Annotated in this window: 21 protein-coding genes and 1 pseudogene; 9 read left to right on the forward strand and 13 right to left on the reverse strand. The window is 76.7% G+C overall.

Annotation, left to right across the window (positions count from 1 at the left end):
- Positions 1-59 precede the first annotated feature (59 nt).
- The 5 genes and pseudogenes from infB to rimP form a co-directional block, all read right to left on the reverse strand.
- Positions 60-1,892: a translation initiation factor IF-2 gene (infB, locus tag LY71_RS24205; RefSeq protein WP_245888040.1), complete on the reverse strand. Its 1,833-nt coding sequence runs from the start codon at positions 1,890-1,892 to the stop codon at positions 60-62.
- Between the two features lie 1,092 nt (positions 1,893-2,984).
- Positions 2,985-3,131 (reverse strand): annotated as a pseudogene (locus tag LY71_RS24530) (translation initiation factor IF-2 N-terminal domain-containing protein); the annotation flags it as partial.
- Positions 3,132-3,200: 69 nt separating this feature from the next.
- Entirely contained in the window at positions 3,201-3,614 is a 414-nt protein-coding gene (locus LY71_RS17625; RefSeq protein WP_106280058.1) for a DUF448 domain-containing protein, read from the reverse strand.
- A gap of 8 nt (positions 3,615-3,622) precedes the next feature.
- Positions 3,623-4,756, reverse strand: coding sequence for a transcription termination factor NusA (gene nusA / locus LY71_RS17630; RefSeq protein WP_106280060.1), 1,134 nt, complete (start codon positions 4,754-4,756; stop codon positions 3,623-3,625).
- Positions 4,753-5,436 (reverse strand): ribosome maturation factor RimP, encoded by a 684-nt coding sequence (gene rimP, locus LY71_RS17635; RefSeq protein ID WP_106280062.1) that lies wholly within the window; start codon positions 5,434-5,436, stop codon positions 4,753-4,755. Before rimP ends, nusA begins: the two co-directional genes overlap by 4 nt.
- 227 nt (positions 5,437-5,663) lie before the next feature.
- Between rimP and LY71_RS17640 the strand changes: the two genes are divergently transcribed.
- Together LY71_RS17640 and LY71_RS17645 are read left to right on the forward strand one after the other, a co-directional pair.
- The gene (locus LY71_RS17640; RefSeq protein ID WP_106280275.1) at positions 5,664-6,167 is read left to right on the forward strand and encodes a hypothetical protein; all 504 of its coding nucleotides are present in this window, start codon (positions 5,664-5,666) and stop codon (positions 6,165-6,167) included.
- An 11-nt stretch (positions 6,168-6,178) separates the two neighbouring features.
- Complete coding sequence (locus LY71_RS17645) at positions 6,179-6,634, forward strand: ferritin-like domain-containing protein (protein ID WP_106280064.1); 456 nt, start codon at positions 6,179-6,181, stop codon at positions 6,632-6,634.
- An 8-nt stretch (positions 6,635-6,642) separates the two neighbouring features.
- On the opposite strand, the gene LY71_RS17650 is transcribed toward LY71_RS17645, so the two are convergent.
- The 3 genes from LY71_RS17650 to ispG all read right to left on the reverse strand — a co-directional run bounded on the left by LY71_RS17650 (position 6,643) and on the right by ispG (position 10,682).
- Positions 6,643-8,538, reverse strand: coding sequence for a penicillin-binding transpeptidase domain-containing protein (locus tag LY71_RS17650; protein ID WP_106280277.1), 1,896 nt, complete (start codon positions 8,536-8,538; stop codon positions 6,643-6,645).
- 114 nt (positions 8,539-8,652) lie between these two features.
- Positions 8,653-9,504, reverse strand: a complete 852-nt coding sequence (locus LY71_RS17655; protein ID WP_106280068.1) for a GNAT family N-acetyltransferase — start codon at positions 9,502-9,504, stop codon at positions 8,653-8,655.
- Between the two features lie 14 nt (positions 9,505-9,518).
- Positions 9,519-10,682 carry a flavodoxin-dependent (E)-4-hydroxy-3-methylbut-2-enyl-diphosphate synthase gene (ispG, locus tag LY71_RS17660; protein WP_106280070.1) on the reverse strand — a complete coding sequence of 388 codons (1,164 nt, stop codon included), beginning with the start codon at positions 10,680-10,682 and terminating at the stop codon, positions 9,519-9,521.
- A 119-nt stretch (positions 10,683-10,801) separates the two neighbouring features.
- On the opposite strand from ispG, the gene LY71_RS17665 reads away from it, so the two are divergent.
- The gene (locus LY71_RS17665) at positions 10,802-12,172 is read left to right on the forward strand and encodes a hypothetical protein (protein ID WP_106280072.1); all 1,371 of its coding nucleotides are present in this window, start codon (positions 10,802-10,804) and stop codon (positions 12,170-12,172) included.
- On the opposite strand, the gene LY71_RS17670 is transcribed toward LY71_RS17665, so the two are convergent.
- Together LY71_RS17670 and dxr are read right to left on the reverse strand one after the other, a co-directional pair.
- Positions 12,159-13,592 carry a M50 family metallopeptidase gene (locus tag LY71_RS17670; protein WP_342748024.1) on the reverse strand — a complete coding sequence of 478 codons (1,434 nt, stop codon included), beginning with the start codon at positions 13,590-13,592 and terminating at the stop codon, positions 12,159-12,161. The two genes, LY71_RS17665 and LY71_RS17670, sit on opposite strands and share 14 nt — an antisense overlap.
- Positions 13,544-14,746 carry a 1-deoxy-D-xylulose-5-phosphate reductoisomerase gene (gene dxr / locus LY71_RS17675; protein ID WP_106280076.1) on the reverse strand — a complete coding sequence of 401 codons (1,203 nt, stop codon included), beginning with the start codon at positions 14,744-14,746 and terminating at the stop codon, positions 13,544-13,546. Before dxr ends, LY71_RS17670 begins: the two co-directional genes overlap by 49 nt.
- Before the next feature lie 155 nt (positions 14,747-14,901).
- On the opposite strand from dxr, the gene LY71_RS17680 reads away from it, so the two are divergent.
- From LY71_RS17680 to LY71_RS17690, 3 genes are read left to right on the forward strand one after another with little or no spacing between them, the layout of a single operon-like run.
- Entirely contained in the window at positions 14,902-15,879 is a 978-nt protein-coding gene (locus LY71_RS17680) for a hypothetical protein (protein WP_146146176.1), read from the forward strand.
- Positions 15,880-15,881: 2 nt separating this feature from the next.
- Positions 15,882-16,847 carry an LCP family protein gene (locus tag LY71_RS17685; protein ID WP_106280080.1) on the forward strand — a complete coding sequence of 322 codons (966 nt, stop codon included), beginning with the start codon at positions 15,882-15,884 and terminating at the stop codon, positions 16,845-16,847.
- Between the two features lie 55 nt (positions 16,848-16,902).
- Positions 16,903-17,223 carry a DUF2631 domain-containing protein gene (locus LY71_RS17690; protein WP_211297408.1) on the forward strand — a complete coding sequence of 107 codons (321 nt, stop codon included), beginning with the start codon at positions 16,903-16,905 and terminating at the stop codon, positions 17,221-17,223.
- Positions 17,224-17,313: 90 nt separating this feature from the next.
- Here the strand turns inward: LY71_RS17690 and LY71_RS17695 are convergent, their stop codons facing one another.
- From LY71_RS17695 to LY71_RS17705, 3 genes are all read right to left on the reverse strand, one after another.
- Entirely contained in the window at positions 17,314-18,048 is a 735-nt protein-coding gene (locus LY71_RS17695; RefSeq protein WP_245888007.1) for a VIT1/CCC1 transporter family protein, read from the reverse strand.
- Positions 18,045-19,241: a dual-specificity RNA methyltransferase RlmN gene (gene rlmN, locus LY71_RS17700; RefSeq protein WP_106280082.1), complete on the reverse strand. Its 1,197-nt coding sequence runs from the start codon at positions 19,239-19,241 to the stop codon at positions 18,045-18,047. Before rlmN ends, LY71_RS17695 begins: the two co-directional genes overlap by 4 nt.
- Before the next feature lie 62 nt (positions 19,242-19,303).
- A complete protein-coding gene (locus LY71_RS17705) occupies positions 19,304-20,494 on the reverse strand; it encodes a hypothetical protein (protein WP_106280085.1) in 1,191 nt (396 codons plus the stop codon).
- Between the two features lie 111 nt (positions 20,495-20,605).
- Between LY71_RS17705 and LY71_RS17710 the strand changes: the two genes are divergently transcribed.
- The 3 genes from LY71_RS17710 to LY71_RS17720 are packed head-to-tail and all read left to right on the forward strand — an operon-like array spanning position 20,606 to position 22,920.
- A complete protein-coding gene (locus LY71_RS17710) occupies positions 20,606-21,241 on the forward strand; it encodes a TrmH family RNA methyltransferase (RefSeq protein ID WP_245888010.1) in 636 nt (211 codons plus the stop codon).
- A complete protein-coding gene (locus LY71_RS17715; RefSeq protein ID WP_106280089.1) occupies positions 21,238-22,242 on the forward strand; it encodes an RNA polymerase subunit sigma-70 in 1,005 nt (334 codons plus the stop codon). The genes LY71_RS17710 and LY71_RS17715 overlap by 4 nt, the downstream gene beginning before the upstream one ends.
- Positions 22,243-22,302: 60 nt before the next feature.
- On the forward strand, positions 22,303-22,920 hold the full coding sequence (locus LY71_RS17720) for a dihydrofolate reductase family protein (protein ID WP_106280091.1): 618 nt from the start codon (positions 22,303-22,305) through the stop codon (positions 22,918-22,920).
- Positions 22,921-22,932 lie beyond the last annotated feature (12 nt).

The following is a 22,932-nucleotide window of genomic DNA, read 5'->3' on the forward strand; positions in this document are numbered from 1 at the left end:
ACGCCCCCCTGCACCCCACGGCGCGCGGAGCGGGTCGTGGGGTGCAGGGGGGTGCTTCCTCAGGCGCGCGGCTTCTCGCGCATCTCGAACGTCTCGATGACGTCCTCGATCTTGATGTCGTTGAACGACCCGAGCCCGATACCGCACTCGTAGCCGTCGCGGACCTCGGTGACGTCGTCCTTGAACCGGCGCAGCGACTCGACGGTGAGGTTGTCGGCGACGACCACCCCGTCGCGGACCAGCCGGGCCTTGGAGTTCCGGGTGATCGTGCCGCTGCGGACGATGGAGCCCGCCACGTTGCCGATGCGCGGCACCCGGAAGACCTCGCGGACCTCCGCCGTACCGAGCGCGACCTCCTCGTACTCCGGCTTGAGCATGCCCTTGAGGGCCGCCTCGATCTCCTCGATCGCCTGGTAGATGACCGAGTAGTACCGGACGTCGACGCCCTCGCGGCTGGCGAGCTCGGTGGCCTGGCCCTCGGCCCGGACGTTGAAGCCCAGGACGATGACGTCGTCGGCCAGCGCCAGGTCGATGTCGCTCTTGGTGATGCCGCCGACGCCGCGGTGGATGACCCGCAGCGAGATGTCGTCGCTCACCTCGATCTTCATCAGGGCCTCCTCGAGCGCCTCCACGGTGCCCGAGTTGTCGCCCTTGATGATCAGGTTGAGCTGGCGGTTCTCCTTGAGCGCCGCGTCGAGGTCCTCGAGGCTGATCCGCTTGCGCATGGAGGCGTTCTGCGCGTTGCGGATGCGGGCCTGACGACGGTCGGCGATCTGCCGGGCGACACGGTCCTCCTCGACGACGAGGAACGTGTCACCGGCACGTGGCACCGAGGTGAGCCCCACGACCTGCACGGGGCGGGCCGGCAGGGCCTCCTTGAGCTTGTTGCCGTGCTCGTCGAGCAGCGACCGGACGCGCCCGTAGGCGTCGCCGGCCACGATCGAGTCGCCCTGGCGCAGCGTGCCGCGCTGGACGAGCACGGTCGCGACGGGGCCGCGGCCCTTGTCCAGCTTGCCCTCGATGACGACGCCCTGGGGATCCTGCTCGGTGTTCGCGCGCAGGTCCAGGGAGGCGTCGGCGGTCAGCAGGATCGCCGTGAGCAGCTCGTCGAGGCCCTGGCGCGTGGTCGCGGAGACGTCGACGAACATCGTGTCGCCGCCGTACTCCTCGGCCACCAGGCCGTACTCGGTGAGCTGCTGCCGGATCTTGGCGGGGTTGGCCCCCTCCTTGTCGATCTTGTTGACCGCGACCACGATCGGCACCTCGGCGGCCTGGGCGTGGTTGAGCGCCTCGACCGTCTGCGGCATGACGCCGTCGTCGGCGGCCACGACCAGGATCACGATGTCGGTCACCTTCGCGCCGCGGGCGCGCATCGCGGTGAACGACTCGTGACCCGGGGTGTCGATGAAGGTGATCGGCCGCTCGTAGTCCTCCAGCTCGGTGACGATCTGGTAGGCGCCGATGTGCTGGGTGATGCCACCGGCCTCCCGCGCCACCACGTTGGTGTTGCGGATGGCGTCCAGGAGCTTCGTCTTGCCGTGGTCGACGTGACCCATGACGGTGACGACCGGCGGGCGGGCCTCCCAGTCGGCCTCGTCACCCTCGTCGCCGAAGGTGAGGTCGAAGGTCTCGAGGAGCTCGCGGTCCTCGTCCTCCGGGCTGACGACCTGGATGTCCCACTCGATCTCGGCACCGAGCAGCTGCAGGGTGTCCTCGTTGACCGACTGCGTCGCGGTGACCATCTCGCCCAGGTGGAACAGGGCGGTGACCAGCGCGGCCGGCTGGGCGCCGATCTTCTCGGCGAGGTCGGTCAGCGAGGCGCCGCGGGGCAGCCGGACGACCTGCCCGTGCCCACGCGGCAGGCTGACGCCGCCCATGCTGGGCGCCGCCATGGAGTCGAACTCCTGACGCCGCTGCTTCTTGCTCTTGCGCCCGCGGACCGGACCACGGCCGCCGGGACGCCCGAAGGCACCCGCGGTGCCCGCACCGGAGCCACCGCGACCGCGACCGCGGCCACCGCCGCCGCTGCGGAAGCCACCGCCGGCCGGCGCGCCGCCGCCACCGGGGCCACCGCCGCCACCGGGACGGAAGCCGCCGCCACCGCCGGGCGCACCCGGGCGGCCACGGCCACCGGCACCGCCGGGACCACCGCCGGGACGGCCGGCACCGGCCGGACGCGGCGGCATCATGCCGGGCGAGGGACGCTGCGGCATCATGCCCGGGTTCGGCCGGGGACCGCCGGGACCGGCGGCCGGACGCGGGCCACCGGCACCGGGACCCGGACGCGGGCCACCGGGACGGGGACCGCCGGCACCCGGCGCGGGACGGGGTCCACCGGCGCCGGGACCGGGCCGGGGACCGCCGGCCGCGGGGCCGGGACGCGGGCCGCCGGCGGCCGGACCCGGCCGCGGGGCGCTGCTGAAGGGGTTGTTGCCCGGACGCGGCGCCGGGCGGGGACCCGGCCGCGGACCGGCACCGGGCGCGGCCGGACCGGCACCGGGGGCGCCGGGACGCTGCGCGCCGGGAGCCGCCGGTCGCGGGGCGGCCGGACGCGCGGGACCGGGCACCGGACCGCCGGCCGGACGCGACGCGGGGGCACCCGGGCGCGGGGCGCCCGGACGCGGGCCCTGCGGGGCGGCCGGCTGCTGCACCGGGGCGCTGGCGGCCGGCTGCTGGACCGGGGCAGGGGCAGGGGCAGGGGCGGCCGGCTGCTGGACCGGCGCGCCGGCGGCCGGGGCCTGGGGCGCGGCCGGACGCGGGCCGGGGGTGGGTGCGCCGGGACGCGGGGCACCGGGACGCGGACCCGGGGTGGGACCGGCGGCCGGGGCCGGCGCCGACGGGGCGGCGGGGGCCTGCGGAGCGCTCGCCACCGGCTGCGGGGCGGACGGGCGCGGCGCGGACGGGCGCGGGGCGGACGGCGCGGCGGGACGGGCCGCGGGGGCACCGCCGCCGTTGCCATTGCCGCCGGCGGACGCGCCGAGGGCCTCCCGGAGCCGACGGGCCACGGGGGCCTCGACGGTCGAGGAGGCGGACTTCACGAACTCGCCCTGCTCCTTGAGCTTGGCGAGCACGGTCTTGCTGTCGACCCCGAACTCCTTGGCGAGTTCGTGGACGCGGGCTTTGCCTGGCACGGATCTCCTCTGGTGAGGCCGGCGGCTCGCCCGCGCGACCTCGTCGTCAGTGGTGCATGGTCTGGCTTGTCATCGTGGGGACTTCACGGCTGGCTCATCCGACGACGTCCTGCTCTCGACGTGCGCACCGGCCTGGGGCCGGTCCGCCGGTGGGACTGCGGTCTGTCGTTCGAGGTGGTGCGCCCGCCCGGGCCGGGCGTCCGCGGGTGCTGGTGCACCGAGGACGTGGGTCCGGAGCGGACCGGCCTCCACCGCGGCGCCGCCGCCTCCGGGGAGGCGCAGCGCCCGGGGGAAGGCCCGGCGTCGCTCCGCTGCGCGCAGGCACTCCGGGGTGGGGTGCAGCGAGGCGCCCCGGCCGGGGAGCCGCCGTCGCGGATCGGGCACGAGGGCCCCGTCCCGGACGACGACACGCAGCAGGTCGGTGACCGGAGCGCGTTCCCGGCAGCCCACACAGGTGCGCACCGGGATCGACGTTTCGGCCACCCGTCACTCTAGCGCGCTGCGGGACCTCGTTGTTCCGGGCGCCGCTGACCGGGTCGGAGGGCACCCCCACCGGGGGCCGGCCGGCCGCCCGGAGCACCGGCGCGCACCGGCGGCGGGCCCGAGCGCAGCGGCGGGCGGCCCACCCCGGGCGAGGGCGCGGCGTCGTCGGGGGCGGCGTCGCTGCGGATGTCGATGCGGCAGCCGGTGAGCCGGGCGGCGAGGCGGGCGTTCTGGCCCTCCTTGCCGATGGCCAGCGACAGCTGGTAGTCGGGCACCACGACCCGCACCGCCTTGGCCTTGGGGTCGACCAGGGTCGCGGCGCTCACCCGGGCGGGGCTCAGCGCCGAGGCGACGAAGGTGGCGGGGTCGTCGGACCAGTCGACGATGTCGATCTTCTCGCCGTGCAGCTCGCTCATGACGTTGCGCACCCGCTGCCCCATCGGCCCGATGCAGGCGCCCTTGGCGTTGAGCCCGGGCACCGAGGTGCGGACGGCGATCTTCGAGCGGTGCCCGGCCTCGCGGGCGACGGCGACGATCTCCACGCTGCCGTCGGCGATCTCGGGGACCTCGAGGGCGAACAGCTTGCGCACCAGGTTCGGGTGGGTGCGCGAGACGGTCACCTGCGGCCCGCGGTAGGTGCGTGCGACCGACACGACGTAGGCGCGCAGCCGGCTGCCGTGCGGGTACTTCTCCCCGGGCACCTGCTCGGCGGAGGGCAGCACCGCCTCGACCTTGCCGATGTCGACCAGCACCGAGCCCTGGGCGTTGCGGCGCGCGTCGGCCTGGACGACGCCGCTGACGATGTCGCCCTCCTTGCCGGCGTACTCGCCGAAGGTCTGCTCGTGCTCGGCGTCGCGCAGCCGCTGGACGATCACCTGCTTGGCGGTGCTGGCCGCGATCCGGCCGAAGTCCGAGGGGGTGTCGTCCCACTCGCGCACGACCTCGCCGTCGGCACCCAGCTCCTGGGCGAGCACCGCGACCTCGCCGGTCTTGCGGTCGACGTGCACCCGCACGTGCTTGGCGGCGCCGTCGGCGTGCCGGTAGGCGGTCACCAGCGCCGTCTCGATCGCCTCGATGACCGTGTCGGCGGGGATGCCCTTCTCCCGCTCGACCGCCTTGAGGGCGGTCACGTCGATGTTCACTGTCCTCCTCCGTCGTCGCCCTCGTCGTCCAGCAGCTCGTCGTCCGGCAGCTCGTCGTGCGCGTCGTCGTCGTGCGCGTCGTCGTCCGTGCCGGGGCGGGCGAACTCGACCTGCACCCGCCCGGCGCCGAGCTCGGCCCACGGGACCTGCCGCGGGGTGGGCGGCTTGCGGCGCGCGCCGGGCTTGCCCGGCTTCTCCACGGCGAGGGTCACGCCGTCGTCGTCGACGGCGGTGACCCGCCCGGTCACCTGCTCGGTCGCGCCGGCCGGGCCGACGGCGACGGCGACCAGGCGGCCGGTGTTGCGCCGCCAGTGCCGCGGCTCGGTGAGCGGCCGGTCGACGCCGGGGCTGGTCACCTCGAGCACGTAGGGGGCGGCGCCGAACTCGCCGTCGTCGTCGTCGAGCACCGCCGACACCGCGCGGCTGACCTCCGCGACGTCGTCGAGCGTGACGCCCTGATCGCGGTCGACCACCACGCGGACGATGCTGCGCCGGCCGGCGGGGGTGACCACCAGCTCCTCGAGGTCGTAGCCGGCGGCGCCGACCAGGGGGGCGATCCAGCCGGCCAGCCGGGTGGCGGCCGGGTCGTCCCGGCCCCGGCGCGTGGCCGGGTCCTGCCGGCGACCTGCGGCCGGGTCCTGCCGTCGACCTGCGGCCGGGTCCTGCCGTCGCGTGGACACGGGCTCCCTCCCTCCTGGACCGGTCGGAGCTCGTGCTCGGCGGACCGCACCGCCCGGGGCGGCGCCCGGCGGCGCGCGTCGCACGGCACCGGCCGTGCCTACCCGGGGGAGCCGTCAGGCTACCGCTCCCCCGCCGACCGTTCGCCCGTCGGCCGGGCGCCGGTGCCCGGGCGGCACCCGCCCGTCGCTGTCCGGCGGGCGGGGGCGGTCCTGGGAGGATGGCGGTGATGTCCGCACCGCCCGCTCCCCCCGTCCCGACCGGCTTCTCCCGGCGCGGCCTGCTCGCCGGCGCGGCCGGGCTGGCCCTGTTCACCACCGTCGCCGGGTGCACCCCCGGCAGCTCCCGGGAGGCGGCCCGGGAAACCGCCGAGCAGGTCGACCGGCTGGCCGCGCAGGTCGCCGTCCAGGAGGCCGTGGTCACCGCCTACGCCGCCGCCGGCACGGCCGACCCGGCGCTGCGCGCCGAGCTCGCGGTGCCCGCGGACCAGGCCCGCGACCAGCTCGACCGGTTGCGCGAGGCGGCGCCCACGGCCACGGCCACGGCCTCCTCGACCGCGGCGCCGGCGGCCGCACCGCCGGCCGGCGGGGACGTGCGGGCCTGGCTCCGGGAGCAGGTCGGCACGGCCGCGACGAGCCACGCGACGGCCTGCGTCGAGGTGGCCGGGGCGCGGGCGGCGCTGCTGGGGTCGGTGGCGGCCGGACTGCGCGGTCACGAGACCGCGCTGGCGTGAGGGGGACGGTCATGGCCGAGGACGGGGACGGCGCGGCGGGTGCCGAGGAGACCGCGCTGCAGGACGCGCTGGCCGCCGAGCACGCCGCGGTGTGGGGCTACGGCGTCGTGGGTGCGGCGCTGCCGGCCGACGGGCGGGCGCCGGCGACCGACGCCGAGCAGGCGCACCGCGACGCCCGCGACCGGCTGGCGGCGCTGCTCGACGGGCGCGGCGCGGACCCGACGCCGGCCGGGGCCGGCTACGAGCTGCCGTTCCCGGTGCTGTCGGCGGTCGACGCCGCGGCGCTGGCCGTCGTCCTCGAGGAGGGGGTCAGCGGCTCGTGGGTGGCGCTGCTCGACGCGGCCGCGGAGATCGAGGTGCGCCAGCTGGCCGTGGACGGCCTGCAGGCCGCCGAGGTCCGCGCCGTCGGCTGGCGGGTGGCCGCCGGGCGGACCCCGCTCACCACCGCCCTGCCCGGCCTGTCCTGACCTGACCCTCAGCCCAGGGCGCCGAGGAAGGCGTCGGTGACGCCGACGGCGGCGCTGCTGGACTGCCCGGCCTCCACCAGGACGGCGAAGGCGATGTCGCCCTGCGGGCCGCCGAGCCGGTAGCCGACGAACCAGCCGTGGGAGTCCGGCGGGGTGTTGCTGCCGAACTCGGCGGTGCCGGTCTTGCCGTAGACCTCGCCGCGGGCGGCCAGCGCGGTCGCCGTCCCCGACAGCACCACCTGCCGCATCATCGGCCGCAGCTGGTCGAGGACCGCCTGACCCGGGCCCTCCGGCGCCGGCCCGGCCGGCTCGGCGCCGACGACCTCCACCGGGGCGGCGGGGGTGCCGCTGGCGATGCCGGCGGCGACCAGCGCCATCTGCGCCGGGCTCACCAGCACCTGGCCCTGGCCGATCGCGTCGGCCGCCTTGGTGGTGCCGGTGGAGTCGGCGGGCACGCTGCCGGAGAAGACGTCGACCGGCAGCTGCCAGTCGGTGCCGACGCCGTAGGACGCGGCCGCGGCGGCGAGCGCGTCGTCGGGCAGCTGCAGGCCGGCCTGGATGAACGTCGTGTTGCACGACCGGGCGAAGGCCTCGGTGAAGGGCACCGTGCCGAGGTCGAACTGGTCCTGGTTCTCGAACTCGCGGCCCTCGACGACCGTCGTCCCGGGGCAGGCCACCGGGGTGTCCGGGGTGAGCCCGCCGGCGGACAGCAGCGCGGTGGCGGTGATCGTCTTCATGCTCGAGCCCGGCGGGTACTGCCCGGTCAGCGCGTTGCCGGCGGCGGCCGCCTCGTTGGACGACACCGCCAGGACCTCACCGGTCCCGGGCCGCACGACGACCAGGTGGGTGGCCAGCGGCTGGGTCGCGACGGCGGCGTCGGCGGCGTCCTGCAGCGGGCGGACCAGCGGCGTCTGCACCGGCTCGCCGGGCACCGGGTCGACGGCGTCCAGCTGGCGGCCGGTGTCGCCGGTGGCCTCGTCGGTGCTGACCACCGCGACGGTGAAGCCGGGGGTGCCGGTGAGCTGCTCCTGGAAGGCGCGCTGCAGGCCCGACAGGCCCAGCTGGTCGCCGGCGGCGTAGACGGCCTCGTCGTCCTCGGTGGTCTCCTCGATCACCTCGGCGGTGGCCGCGCCGACCCGGCCGAGCAGCGCGGGGGCGAACCGGGCCGAGGGGGCCAGCAGCCGGGTCTCGGTGGGGAACACCGCGCCGGGCAGGTCGAACACCTGGGCGCGGACGGCCTCGAAGTCGGGCCGGCGCAGGGTGATCACCGGCACGAACTGGCCGGCCGGGGCGGCCTCGACGTCGGCGGTGATCTGCTCGGCCGGGATGCCGGTGGCCGCCGACAGCGCCGCGGCCAGCGCCGGCAGGTCGGTGACCTCGTCCTTGGCCACGCCCACGTTGACCACCTCGGTGGGGGTGAACAGCGGCTGGCCCGCGGCGTCGGTGAGGGCGGCGCGCTCGGGCAGCGTGCGGGTCAGCTGCAGGCGCTGTCCCTCCCCCAGCTCGGGGTGCACGACGGTGGGCGCGGCCACGACCTGCCAGCCCTCGTCGCCCTCCTGCAGCTCGAGGGTCGCGTCGTAGGTCCAGTCGGGAGCGGCGGCGAGGTCCCAGGTGGCCGTCCAGCCGGCGGTGGCGGTGCCGTCGTCGACGGTGACCTCGCCGAGCTCGGCGGCGAGGGTGGCCCCGGGCAGGTCGGTGGCGGTCTGCTCGAGCAGGGCGCCGGCCGCGTCGGGGTCGGTGGTGGCCGCCGCGGCGGCGTCCGGGTCGCCGGCCGACCAGTCGTCGAGGAAGGCCTGGGCGGCGGCGCGGACGTCGTCCTCGGAGCCGCCCGAGCAGGCCGCCAGCGCCGGGGCGGCGAGCAGCGTCAGGACCGAACCGAGGACCGCCGTGCGTCGTGCTCCCACGGCCACCCACCCTGTCAGACGATGGGGCCCTCCCGACGGCGACGTGCGGGAACGGCCGCCCTCCAAGGACCCGCGCCGAGCGGAGCGAGGCGTGGGAGCGGGGGTGGTCCTCCGTCAGAACAGGACGCTGGCGTAGCAGCCGACCTCGGTGAAGCCGACCCGCCGGTACACCGCCCGGGCGGGGGCGTTGTAGTCGTTGACGTAGAGGCTGACCACCGGCGCGATCGCCGTCCGGGCGTACTCGACGACGGCGGCCATGCCGGCGGCGCCGAGGCCGCGGCCGCGCAGCGCCGGGGCGACCCACACGCCCTGCACCTGGCAGGCCGCCCGCGACACCGCGCCGATCTCGGCCTTGAACAGCACCTGGCCGTCCTCGATCCAGGCCAGCGACTGACCCGCGCGCACGAGGTCCTCGACGCGGGCCCGGTAGCCCGCGCCGCCGTCGACCCGCAGCGGGCTGACGCCGACCTCCTCGGTGAACATGGCCACCGCGGCCGGCAGCAGCACGTCGACCTCGGCGGGCCGGACCGGGCGCACCCGCGGCTCGGGCGCCACCGCCGGCGGGCCCTCGACGGCCAGGAGCGGCTGCCGGGGCCGGTGGTCGCGCGCCGGGCCCCACGTGGGCTCGAGCAGCTCCCACAGCGGCTCGACCGCGGCGGCGGGCCCGACGATGGTCGAGCAGCGCCGGCCGCCCCGGCGGGCGCGCTCGGCGAAGGCGGTGGCCGCGGCCCGCTCGGCGCCGGGGACGGCGAACGGGATGAGGTTGGCGCCGGCCAGGCAGATCGCGTCGAGGGAGCGGCCGCCGCCGATGCCCCACAGCGGGGCGCCCAGCGCCGCCGGCGCGGTGCCGGCGACCTCCACCCGCCCGGCGATCACGCAGGCCCCGACCGGGTCGAGCGCCAGGAGCCGGCGGACGGCCGGCTCGTCGGTCTCGTCGAGGACGCGGGCGGTCGGCGAGCGGAGCACGGGGACGGGGCGGGTCAGCCGACGGTGACGACGGGCGGGCCGGAGGCGACGCCGTCGTCGTCGACCTGCTCGCCGGCGATGCGCATGGCCTCCTCGATGAGGGTCTCCACGATCTGCGACTCGGGGACGGTCTTGACCACCTCGCCCTTGACGAAGATCTGGCCCTTGCCGTTGCCGGAGGCCACCCCGAGGTCGGCCTCGCGGGCCTCGCCGGGACCGTTGACGACGCAGCCCATCACCGCCACGCGCAGCGGGACCTCCATGCCCTCGAGCCCGGCGGTCACCTCGTCGGCCAGCTTGTAGACGTCGACCTGCGCGCGCCCGCACGAGGGGCAGCTGACGATCTCCAGGCCGCGCTGGCGCAGGTTGAGCGACTCGAGGATCTGGTTGCCGACCTTGACCTCCTCGGCCGGCGGCGCCGAGAGCGAGACGCGGATGGTGTCGCCGATGCCCTGGGACAGCAGCGCGCCGAAGGCGACGGCGGACTTGATGGTGCCCTGGAAGGCCGGGCCGGCCTCGGTGACGCCGAGGTGCAGCGGGTAGTCGCACTGCGCGGCGAGCAGCTCGTAGGCGCGCACCATGACCACCGGGTCGTTGTGCTTGACCGAGATCTTGATGTCGCGGAAGTCGTGCTCCTCGAACAGCGAGCACTCCCACAGCGCCGACTCCACCAGCGCCTCGGGGGTGGCCTTGCCGTACTTGGCGAGCAGCCGCTTGTCCAGCGACCCGGCGTTGACGCCGATGCGGATCGGGATGCCGGCGCCCTTCGCCGCCTTCGCGATCTCGCCGACCTTGTCGTCGAACTTCTTGATGTTGCCCGGGTTGACCCGGACCGCGGCGCAGCCGGCGTCGATCGCGGCGAACACGTAGCGGGGCTGGAAGTGAATGTCGGCGATGACCGGGATCTGCGACTTCCGGGCGATGACCGGCAGCGCCTCGGCGTCGTCGGTGTCGGGGACGGCGACCCGCACGATCTGGCAGCCCGAGGCGGTCAGCTCGGCGATCTGCTGCAGCGTCGCGTTGACGTCGGCGGTCTTGGTCGTCGTCATCGACTGCACGCTGACCGGGAAGTCGCTGCCGACGCCGACGTCGCCGACCATGAGCTGGCGGGTCTTGCGGCGCGGGGCGAGGACGGGCGGGGGCAGCGCGGGCATGCCGAGACCGACGGAGGTGGCCATGCCCCCGAGTATCCCCGTTCCGCGCAGGTCGGTGCTGCTGTCACGGGAGTGACGCCCGCCCCGCTCCGCCGGGCGCGGCGCCGCGGGGGCCCGCGCACCCCGCCCTACGGTCCCGCGCCATGACCATCGACCCCCTCGGCGGGAACGTCGCGGCCACCGCCGGGATCGTCGTGCTGCTCCTCCTCGTGCTGTTCGCGCTGGCGGGCAGCCCGCTGGGCCGCCTCGTGGGCATCCACCCCGACGCGCCGTTCCTCATCAACCCGACCGGGGTCCGCGCGACCAGCCTGGTGGTGGCCTACCCCGCCGCGCTGGTCGCCGTCTGGGGGCTGACGCACGGTCTGGTCGCCCCGCTGGTCGAGACGACGGCCCTGCCGGTGCAGGCCGGCTTCGCCGCCGCCGGTGGGGTGCTGGTGCTGACCGGCGCCCGGTTCGCCCGGTACACGACCTTCCTGCTGGGCGGCCGGACCGCGGTGGAGGGGCAGCTGTCCCCCGACGAGGTCGTCGCCGCGGACCCGGTCGGCGACGACGTCGACCTCGCGCACGCCCTGCAGGCGGCGCGGAGCGGCCAGTGGCAGCAGCCGGCGGCCCTGCTGGGGGCCACCGCTGACGACGACGTCCGCTACGAGCGCACCTGGGTGCTGGCCCAGGAGTCGGTGCACGACGGGCAGTGGGTCGAGGAGTGGTACGCGGCCCGTCCGGCCGACCCGCTGGTGCACACCGTCCGCGCCGAGCTGGCGCTGCAGCGGGCCTGGGCCGCGCGCGGCGCCGCCTACGCCGACCAGACCGGCGAGCAGCAGGCGCGCGCCTTCCTCACCGGTCTCGACCAGGCCGAGCGGCTGGCCCGGCGGGCCGCCGAGCTGGCGCCGGCGGATCCCACGCCGTGGGCGACGCTGGTGCAGATGGCGCGGGGCCAGGAGGTGCCGCAGGAGGAGTTCGAGCGGCGGGTGCAGGAGCTCGTCGAACGCGCCCCGCACCACGTCCAGGGCTCCCTCGCCGTCCTGCAGACGCTGTGCGCCAAGTGGATGGGCTCGACGGAGCTGATGTTCGACGTCGCCCGCGAGCTGGCCGCCGAGGCGCCCGGGGGGTCCGCGGTCTGCCTGCTGCCGGTGGTGGCGCACGTCGAGCACCACCTGCACCTGGAGACCGGCCGCGGCGGCCCGGCTGCGGCGGCGCGGCACATGACCTCGGGCGCGACCCGCACCGAGCTGCGTGCCTGCGTCGCGCGGTGGCTGGCCGGACCGGACGGCGCCCCGCAGCCGGGCGCACGGGCGTCCGCGCACAACGTCGTGGCCTACGCGTTTTGGCTCGCCGACGACGCCGACGGCGCCCGCCCCCACCTGGCGGCGATCGGCCGCGCCCTCTCCGAGTTCCCGTGGGCCTACAGCGGGGAGCCCGGCGAGGTGCTCGGGGTCGCCCGCCGCTGGGCCGGGCTGCCGGTCGTGGCCCCGGCCGGCCGGCCGGCGGAGCCCGAGCCGTTCAGCGCAGCGTGATCGGGTTGACCACGTCGGCGACCAGCAGCAGCCCCGACAGCGCGATGAACAGGCCGGCCACGACGTAGGCCACCGGCATCAGCCGGGCGATGTCGAACGGCCCGGGGTCGGGGCGGCCGCGCCAGCGGGCGACCACCGCGCGCGCCTTCTCGTACAGCGCGCCGGCCACGTGCCCGCCGTCGAGCGGGTAGATCGGCAGCAGGTTGAACAGGAACAGCACCAGGTTGACGCTGGCCAGCAGGCTGAGGAAGAAGCTCAGCTTCTCCGCGCCGCTGAACTCCTGGATGGCGAAGACCTCGCCGGAGATGCGACCCACGCCGACGACGCCGATCGGGCCGTCGGCGTCGCGCTCCTCGCCGAGGAAGGCGGCGCGGAACAGCTGTGGGATGCGCTCGGGGATCTCGACCAGCCGCTGCACCGACTGCGAGACGACCATCCCGAAGTAGCCCGGCAGGGCGGACGGGGACTGGCGGGCGAAGCCGAACACCGGGCCGACACCGAGGTATCCGGCGGTCATCGTGCCCTCGCCGTCGTCGGTGGCGACGACGTTCTCGATCGGCGTGACGGTCAGCTCGCGGCGCTGCCCGTCGCGCTCGACGGTGAGTTCGAGCGGCTCGTTCGCCGAGCCCCGGATGGCCTGCTGCACCGTCGTCCAGCTGTCGTAGGCCGTGGGGTCGAGCGACCGCCCGTCGACGGCCACGATGGTGTCGCCGGGGCGCAGCCCGGCCTCCGCGGCGGGGCTGGCCACGGGGGCCGCGCACCCGGGGGTGCCCTGCTCGCAGACCTGGCCGGCGTCGGCGCCGGCGGCGACGATCGGGATGTCGCAGACGTCGCGGTCCTGCTCCTCGGCGAGCTGGATGCTCTCGGCGCCGGCCGGGACCACGCACGCGGGTACGGAGCCGACCTGGGTGGTGATGACGTTGGTGCCGATGGCGGTCAGCGTGATCGCGAAGAACACGAGCGCGAGCACCAGGTTGTGGAACGGCCCGGCGAACATGACGATGACGCGCTGCCACCAGGGCTTCCGGTAGAACACCCGGTCGCCGTCGCTGGGCCGGACGTCGTCGAGGGCCTGGCCGCGGACCTCGGCGATGAACGAGCGCATGCGGGTGGCCCGCGTGCTCTCGTTCTCCTCGGCCGGCGGGATCATGCCGACGATGCGGATGTAGCCGCCCAGGGGGATGGCCTTGACGCCGTACTCGGTCTCCCCCCGCGTCCGGGAGAACAGCGTGGGGCCGAAGCCGACCATGAACTGCGGCACCCGCATGCCGAACTTCCGGGCCCAGAAGAAGTGGCCGAACTCGTGGAACCCGATCGAGAACAGCAGCCCGACGAAGAAGGCGGCGATCCCGAGGACGGTCAGGAGCGTGCTCAGCTCGGTCCTCCGGCCAGGGCGGCGCGGGCGTGCTGCCGGGCCCAGCGCTCAGCGGCCAGCACGTCGTCCACGCAGGTGGGTGCGCCGAGGTCCGGCGCGTCGTCGAGGGTACGCGCGACCAGTCCCACGACGTCCGGGAAGCGCAGCCGGCTGGCGAGGAAGGCGGCGACCGCCTCCTCGTTGGCGGCGTTGAACAGCGCCGGGACGACGCCGCCGGCCTCCCCCGCCGCGCGGGCCAGCCGGACGGCGGGGAACGCCTCGTCGTCCAGCGGCGCGAACTCCCAGGTGCTCGCCGTCGACCAGTCCAGCGCCGGCTGCACGTGCGGCAGCCGGTCGGGCCAGGCCAGGGCGAGTGCGATCGGCAGCCGCATGTCCGGCGGGCTGGCCTGGGCGATGGTGGCGCCGTCGGCGAAGGTCACCATCGAGTGCACGATCGACTGCGGGTGCACGACGACGTCGATGTCGTCGTAGGGGACGCCGAAGAGCAGGTGCGCCTCGATGAGCTCGAGGCCCTTGTTGACCAGGGTCGCGGAGTTGACGGTCACCACCGGGCCCATGTCCCAGGTGGGGTGGGCGAGCGCCTGCTCCGGCGTCACGTCGGCGAGCTCGGCGGCGTCGCGGCCGCGGAACGGGCCACCGCTGGCGGTGAGCACGAGCCGGGCCACCTCCCCGCGCGCGCCGCCGCGCAGGCACTGGGCCAGCGCGGAGTGCTCGGAGTCGACCGGCACCAGCTGACCGGGCGCCGCGGCGGCGAGGACGAGGTCGCCGCCGGCCACCAGCGACTCCTTGTTGGCCAGGGCCACGGTGGTGCCCGCCCGCAGCGCGGACAGAGTCGGCCCGAGCCCGATGGAGCCGGTGATGCCGTTGAGGACGACGTCGGCCGGGCGGGCGGCCAGCTCCTCGGCCGCGCGGGGGCCGGCGAGGATCTCCGGCAGCGCGTACTCCCCCTTCGCCCACCCGCGCTGCGACGCGGCGGCGTAGAAGGCCAGCTGCAGGTCCTGGGCCGCCGTCGCCCGGGCCACCGCCACGGTGCGGACGCCGAGGGCGAGGGCCTGCTCGGCGAGCCGGGCGACGTCGCCACCGCCCGCGGCCAGCGCGGTGATCCGCAGCCGGTCGGGGTTCTGCCCGGCGACGGCGACCGCCTGCCGGCCGATGGAGCCGGTGGAGCCCAGCAGGGTCACCTCGCGCGGCTCGCTCATGCCGCGATCCTCCCCGACCCGGGAGGTGACCTGCGCCCCACCCGCCCCGCACGCCCCTCGTGTCCCGTGCGCCCCGTCCGGCTACAGCGGGACCTGCGGCTGCCGATGTGCCCGGTGACGGCCCGGGCTCCCGGGCCACCGACCTGGGAGAGCCCGTGCACCGCGTGTCCCCGTTCCGTCTCCGCGCCGCCGCGGCGGTCGCCGCCGGCACCGTCGCCGCCGGCGTGCTGCTGGCGCCCGCCGCCCTCGCGGCCCCGACGTCGCTGCCCGCCCCGACGCTGTCGCCGAGCACCGTGACCGCCGGGAAGGAGTCGCGGGTCTGGATCTCCGGCTCGGGCTGCACGGAGGCCCAGGGCCGCCCCGAAGCGTTGGTCGGTGCCTCCATCAACTTCTCCGGAGACTTCGAGGGGAACGGCATGCAGTCATACGACGACGGGACCTTCACGTTCGACCTGTCCGTGTGGCCCTCGGTGGCCCCCGGCACGTACCAGGTGAAGGCGACCTGCGACCTGTACGACAGCAAGGTCGACTACCCGGTGGTGACCCTGACCGTGGTGGCGCCGGCCGGCACGGCCACCTCGACGACCGGCGCGGCCCCGACCGGCACCGCGGCCCCGACCACCACCGCTGCCCCCACCACGACCACGGCAGCCGCCACCACCCCGGCGACGGGCGCGCTGCGGGGCACGTCGGCCAACACCCGCGGCGTGGCCAGCCCCGACACCGGCGCGGCCACGGGCGACACCGCCGCGGTCGGGCAGAAGGTGGTCAAGGTCCTCACCGGCTTCCGGCCCGGCGAGGTCGTCACGGTCACCCTGCACTCCACCCCGCAGACGGTGGCCACCGCCACCGCCGACGCCACCGGCACCGTGCGCGTCGAGTTCACCCTGCCCGCCGGCACCCCGGCCGGGGCGCACACCCTCGCTTATGAGGGCGACCTGGGCACCTACTACCAGGAGGCCTTCACCGTGGCCCCCGCCGGCTCCTCCCCGGCGCTGGCCTACACCGGCGCCAGCGTGGCCGCGCCGGTCGGCATCGGCGCCGGCGCCCTGGCCCTCGGCGGCGGCCTGCTCCTGCTCGCCCGCCGCCGGTCCGCGCAGGCGCCGCAGGCCGCGGAGGCCGCGCAGGCCTGAGCATGACCGCAGCACCCGACGCCGACGCCGGCCAGGCACCGCCTGGCCGGCGTCGGCGTCGTCCCGGACGGCCCCGCTGGCCGCGGGCGGCCCTCGCCGTCCTCGTCCTCCTGCTGCTCGCCATCGGCACCGACGCCGCCGTCCTCACCGGCCGGGTCGGCGAGGTCGCCGTCGACCTGTCGGCCGACGACTCCGACGGCCGCACGTGGGTCCTGGTCGGCCTGGACTCCCGGGCCGCGCTGCCCGACGGCGCCGACGTCGGCGACTTCGGCACGCCCGAGGACGTCCCCGGCAGCCGTGCCGACGTCGTCGTCGTGGTCCACCGGACCGACGCCGGCACCACGCTGCTGTCGGTCCCCCGCGACGTCGTCGCCGGCACCGGCCGGCTCGCGCTCAGCTGGCTGGACGGACCGGCCGCCACGGTCGCTGCGCTCTGCGAGCTCGGGATCCCGGCCGACCACCTCGTGACCGTCGACCTCGCCGGCTTCGCCGCGCTGGTCGACGCCGTCGGCGGCGTGGAGGTCGACGTGCCGGCGCCGGTCCGCGACCGGCCGGCCGGCCTGCTGGTGGAGCACGCCGGGCGGCGGACCGTCGACGGCGCCACCGCCCTGGCCCTCGTCCGCTCCCGCCATCCCGAGCACCGCGTCGCCGGCACGTGGACGCCGGCGCCCGCCGACCCCGACGGGCGCGCGACGACCGCGGCCGCCGTCCTCACCGGCCTGGTCTCCCAGGTGCGGGGGTCTGCGGCCGTGCCGTGGCGGCTGCAGTCGGTGGCCTGGACGGCGTCGGGCGCCCTCGCCGTCGACCCCGGCACTTCGGTCCCCGACCTGGTGGACCTGGCGCGGGCCGACGTCGGCACGGTCGAGGTCCTGCCGGCCGGCGACCCGCTCGGCGGCACCCTGGCCCGCCTGCCCACCGACGCGACCGCCGCCGCCGTCGCCGCGGCCGGGCTGTCCTGCCGGCGCTGACGACCCGCCCCCACCTCGTCCGGTGGACGGCGGCCACGGCTGGCAGGATGGGGGCGTGAGCGATCAGCACGGCCCCGGGGTCCGCCAGCACAACCCGCTGACCACGCGCGTCAACCAGCCCAACCGCGAGGAGGGCGTGGTCCGCGCCGGCGAGCACCCGGTCGAGCACGAGCGCCCCGAGGACTGGGGCTGGCACGGCCGCGCCGGCAAGTGGGCGCAGATCGCCGGCTGGCTGACCGTGCTGGCGATGCTGGCCTACCTGTGGGGCAACCACGAGGGCCGGATGGAGGACCTCTGGCTCATCGGCATCGCCGCCGGACTCGTCGTCATGCTGCTGTGGGACCTGCGCCGCAAGCGGACCGCCTGGCGCCCCTAGCGCTCCCCGACCCGACCCGACGACCCGGCTCCCGCGCCCCGCGGGGCCGGGTCGCGCCGTGTGCGGGGGCGGTCGGCGGGTGCCGGCGCCTCAGGTCGCGGTGACGCCGATCGCCGCGCCCACGAGGTAGGTGGCGCCCGCCGCGATCGCGCCGAAGAGCAGCTGGCGCAGCCCCGCGTACCACCACGGCCGGGGCGTGAACCGCGACGACAGGGCGCCCGCGGCCACCAGGCCCAGGCCACCGCACAGCAGCGCCACCCACAGCAGCGACAGCCCGACCAGGTAGGGCAGCAGCGGCAGCGCCGCACCGACCGCGAAGGTCAGGAACGACGAGACCGCCGCCGTCCGCGGCGAGGGCCTGTCCTCCGGGGACAGGCCGAGCTCGGCGACGACGTGCAGCCGCAGCGCGACCTCCGGGTCGCGGGAGAGCTGGGTGGCGACCTCGCGCGCCAGCCGGTCCTCGACGCCGCGCACGCGCAGCATCCCCACCAGCTCGGCGAGCTCCTCCTCGGGGTGGCGGTCGAGCTCGCGCCGCTCCCTGGCCACCTCGAGGTCGAGCTGCTCGTTCTGCGTCTTCACCGAGGTGTACTCGCCCAGCGCCATCGACACGGCGCCCGCGACCAGCCCGGCGACGCCGGTGAGCACGATCGCGCGGGGCGCCGCTCCCCCGCCGCCGACCCCGGCGACCAGCGCGGTGTTGGTGACCAGCCCGTCCATCGCCCCGAAGACGGCGGCCCGCAGCCACCCGCCCGAGACGTCGGCGTGGTGGTGCTCGTGCTCCGCGGCGGGCCCGTCCGGCACCTGCTCGTCGGTCTCCGACGTCACACGTCGGCCTCGGCGCCGAGCGGCACGGGCGCCTCGAGCGTCGGGGCGGGCGTCGTGGGAGTGGGAACGGCCAGGGCGGGGACGCCGACGTCGTCCCCCAGGTCGGCGGCGGCGAGCTGGCCGCAGGCGCCGTCGATGTCCTGGCCGCGGGTGTCGCGGACCGTCGTCGGCACCCCGTGGGCGCGCAGCCGGGCGACGAACTCCCGCTGCGCCGGCAGCGGGCTGGCGTCCCACGGGCTGCCCGGCGTGGGGTTGAGCGGGATCAGGTTCACGTGCGCCAGCTTCCCGGCCAGCAGCCGGCCCAGCTGGTCGGCCCGCTCGGGCTGGTCGTTGACGTCGCGGATGAGCGCGTACTCGACGGAGTACCGACGTCCGGTGCGGGCGGCGTAGGCGTCGGCCGCCTCGACGACCTCGGTCACCTTGTACCGGGTGTTGATCGGCACGAGGGTGTCGCGCAGCTCGTCGTCGGGGGCGTGCAGGCTGACCGCGAGGGTGACCGCCATGCCCTCCTCGGTGAGCTTCCGAATGCCGGGCACCAGGCCGACCGTGGAGACGGTGACCGAGCGCTGCGACAGGCCCAGGCCCCACGGCGCCGGGCCGAGCAGCGCGCGCAGCGTCTGGCGCACCCGCGGGTAGTTGGCCAGGGGCTCGCCCATGCCCATGAAGACGACGTTGGACAGCCGGCCCGGCCCGCCGGGGACCTCGCCGCCCGCCATGGCCGCGGCCGCGGCGACGGCCTGGCCGACGATCTCCGCGGTCGACAGGTTGCGGGTCAGGCCGTTCTGGCCGGTGGCGCAGAAGGGGCAGGCCATGCCGCAGCCGGCCTGGCTGGAGATGCAGACGGTGGCGCGGTCGGGGTAGCGCATGAGCACGCTCTCGACCAGGGCGCCGTCGTGCAGCCGCCACAGCGTCTTGCGGGTGCGGCCGCCGTCGGCGCTCAGCGTGCGCACCGGGGTGAGCAGGCCGGGCAGCAGCGCACCGGTGAGCGCCTCGCGGGCGGCGGCCGGGAGGTCGGTCATCTGCGCCGGGTCGGTGACCCCGCGGAAGTAGTGCCGCGCGAGCTGGTCGGCGCGGAAGGCCGGGTGCCCGAGCTCGGCCACGGCGGCGCGCGCCTCCTCACGGGTCAGGTCGGCGAGGTGGCGCGGCGGCTTGCCCCGGCGCGGGGCGTCGAGGACCAGGGGCAGGGCAGTCATGGCCTCCCCATGGTCCCACCCCCGGGCGCGTGGCGGGTCCCGCTACGGGTGAGCTGGCTCGCTCAGGGCGACACCGCCAGGAGGTCGGGCGTGCCGGGGGTGGAGGTCGGCGTCCCGGCCTGGTCCGTCGGGTCGGTCCCGTCCGGGGGCGTGGCGGGCGGGACGGGCTCCTCCACAGGCGGGACGACGGGCGGGACGACGGGCGGGACGTCGGGTGGGGCGGGCGGGGTGTCGGGCGGGTCGACGGGGTCCGGCACGGGCGCCTCCCAGGGGCCCGGCGGCACCGGCTCCTCCGCCGGCGGCACGGGGTCCGGCGGTCCTCCGGCCGGGACCTGGCCGCCACCGGGCACCGCTGCGGGAGTCTCGACGGCGGGGACCGAGGGGACGGCGGCGACGGCGGGCGGTGGCGCGGCCGGAGCTGGCGGGACCACCGCGGGTGGCGTCGTGGCGGGAGCCGGCGGGGTCGCCGGCGGGCCCACCTGGAGCCGCGCGCTGCGCACCGGTGCCGGTGCCGGGACGACGTCGGCGGCCTGCGCCGGGGTGGTCGGCACCGGGATGCTGCTGGTCGGGGCGGCGGGGACGAGGTCGGCCGCGCCGGAGGGCCCGGCCGTGGGCGCGGCCCGGGTCGGGACGGGAGCCCGCTCCGGGGACACCTCCACGGCCGCGGTCGGGACCGGCCCGGAGGCCGAGGTCACCAGCGTCGCGGCGCCCGCGATGCCGCCCGCGGCGAGCAGCACGAGCGCACCGACGATCCCCACCCGGCGCCGGGGGCGGGGCCGCGGGCCGACGACGACCGGCCGGTCCCCGGCCGCGACGGCACCGGCCGGCTCGGGGTCGTCCGCGGGACGGGGCCCGTCGTCCGTGGCGACGTCGTCCGTGGCGACGCCGTCCGCTGGGACGGCCGCCGCGACGTCGTCCGTGAGGACGTCCTCCGTGGGGTCGGGTCCGACCGTGACGGGCTCGAGGACGGGCTCGACGACCACGGGCTCGTTGACCACGGGCTCGACGACCACCTCGCCGGGCGGCCCCTCGTGGGTGTCGACGTCCTCGTCGGCCTCGTCGTCGGCGTCGTCGTCCGCGTGACCGTCCGCGGGACCGTCCGGTCGCCCCTCGGCGGGATCGCCGCCCCCGGGCACCTCGTCCGCACCCAGCCAGTCGGGCAGCCAGTCCGCCCACTCCTCGGCGGGCGGCACGGGTCCCTCCGTGCCGGGCGCCCGGTCGTCCGTTCCCTCGTCGTCCTGCTGCGCCGCCATCCCACCTCGATTACCGCTAGTTGTCATCCAGTCACACTGGGTCTTGACATGGTGCCGGACGGACCGGCCGGACTCCCGGAGGCGCGACGGCAGCCCACTAGCGTCGGCCGGGTGACCGAGGCGGAGACCGGGAGCACCCCGCTGGACACGGTGGGGGTGGGCCCCTGGCAGGGGACGTGGCCCGACGACCCGCGCTACGACCCGGACCTGCTCGCGCACGGCGACCGGCGCAACGTCGTCGACCGGTACCGCTACTGGACCGTCGAGGCGATCGTCGCCGACCTCGACCCGCGCCGCCACGCCTTCCACGTCGCCATCGAGAACTGGCGGCACGACCTCAACATCGGCACGGTCGTGCGCACCGCGAACGCCTTCCTCGCCGCGGAGGTGCACGTCGTCGGCCGCAAGCGCTGGAACCGCCGCGGCGCGATGGTCACCGACCGGTACCTGCACGTGCGCCACCACCCCGACGCCGCCGCCTTCGGCGCGTGGGCGCGCGCGGCGGGGCTGCCGGTGCTCGCCGTCGACAACCTCCCCGGCGCCCGGCCGATCGAGACCGCGCAGCTGCCGCGGGCGTGCGTGCTGCTCTTCGGCCAGGAGGGCACCGGCCTGTCCGCGGAGGCGCGGGAGGTCGCCGACGACGTCCTGTCCATCGCCCAGTTCGGCTCCACCCGCTCGATCAACGCCGGCGTCGCCGCGGGGATCGCCATGCACGCGTGGATCCGCCGGCACGCGGAGGTCCGGTGACACCGGACGACGACGTCGCCGCCGCCCGCGCCGGGGACGAGGCGGCGTTCACCCGCTTGGCGCAGCGGCACCGCCGGGAGCTCGCCGCGCACTGCTACCGGATGCTCGGCTCGCCGCACGACGCCGAGGACGCGCTGCAGGAGACGCTGTTGGCCGCCTGGCGCGGGCTGCCGGGCTTCGAGGGGCGCAGCTCGCTGCGCACCTGGCTGTACCGCGTGGCGACGTCGGTCTGCCTGCGGCAGGCGCAACGCCGGCCGCGTCTGCTGTCCCCGGACGCCGGCCCGCCGCGCTCGGACGTCACCGACCTCGGCGAGCCGGTGCCGGGGCCGGTGTGGCTCGAGCCGCTGCCCGAGGACCTCGTCGACGACGACGCCGACGACCTCGACCCGGCCGCCGCCTACCTGCGCCGGGAGAGCGTCGAGCTGGCCTACGTCGCCGCACTGCAGCACCTGCCGGCGACCCAGCGCGCCGTCCTCCTGCTGCGCGAGGTCCTCGGCTACAGCGCGGCGGAGACCGCGGCGCTGCTCGACACCACGCCCGCCTCGGTCAACAGCGCGCTGCAGCGGGCCCGCGGCGGCCTCGCCCAGCGGCTGCCCGCCCGCAGCCAGCAGGCCGAGCTGGCCCGGCTCGGCGACGCGGGCCGGGCCGCGCTGGTCGAGCGGTTCGTGGCCGCCTGGGAGCGCGCCGACGTCGACGCGCTGCTGGAGCTGCTCACCGAGGACGTCCGGTTCACCATGCCCCCGCTGCCGGCCTGGTTCGCCGGGCGCGACGACGTCGGCCGCTTCCTCGCCCGGCGGGTGTTCGCCACCCCGTGGCGGCTGCGGCCGGCCACGGTGAACGCCTCGCTCGGGCTGCTCTGCGAGCAGCACGCCGACGGCGCCTGGCGCCCGGGGTCGGTGACCGTGCTCGGGCTGCGCGAGGGCCGGGTCGGCTGGATCGCCGGCTTCGTCGACCCGGCGCTGCACGCGGTGTTCGCAACCGGGTCCGCGGGCGACCGATGAACCGGCGCCCTCCCGTGTCTCTGCACGGGTGAGGAACCCACCCGACCCGAGGAGAGCACCGTGAGCACCGTCGTCGTCAGCAGCATCGTGTCCCTGGACGGCTACGTCGCCGGCCCCGGCGGGGACATCTCCGGCCTGACCATGGACGCGTCCTTCGACGCCCACAACCTCGAGCGGCTGCGCGCCGCCCGGACCCTGCTCATGGGGGCCACCACCTACCGCGGCATGTCGGCGTACTGGCCCGCCGTCGCCGCCGACCCGTCGGCGTCGCCGGCGGTGGGCCTGGACCCGTCGGTGGCGCCCGTGCACCGCGAGACGGCCGAGCGCAACGGCCGGCTGCCCAAGGTGGTCGTGTCCGACACCCTCACGCCGGCCGACGGCGGCCCGTGGGCGGACACGACCACGGTCGTGCGGCGCGCCGAGGCCCGGCGCACGGTGGCCGGGCTGCGCCAGGAGGACGGCGGGGAGGTGCTGGTCTTCGGCAGCCGGACGCTGTGGGGCGACCTGCTCGCCGCCGGCCTGGTCGACGAGCTGTACCTGCTCGTCTCCCCGGTCGTGCTGGGCGCCGGCCTCGCCGCCTTCCCGCCCGGGACCGCGGCCCGCCTCACTCTGCGCGAGGCCCGCCCGCTGCCGGGCTCGGGCAACGTGCTGCTGCACCACACCGTCGAGCGCGGGTGAGGGTGCCGAGCG

The organism is Geodermatophilus tzadiensis, from assembly GCF_003002915.1.
Taxonomy (GTDB): domain Bacteria; phylum Actinomycetota; class Actinomycetes; order Mycobacteriales; family Geodermatophilaceae; genus Geodermatophilus; species Geodermatophilus tzadiensis.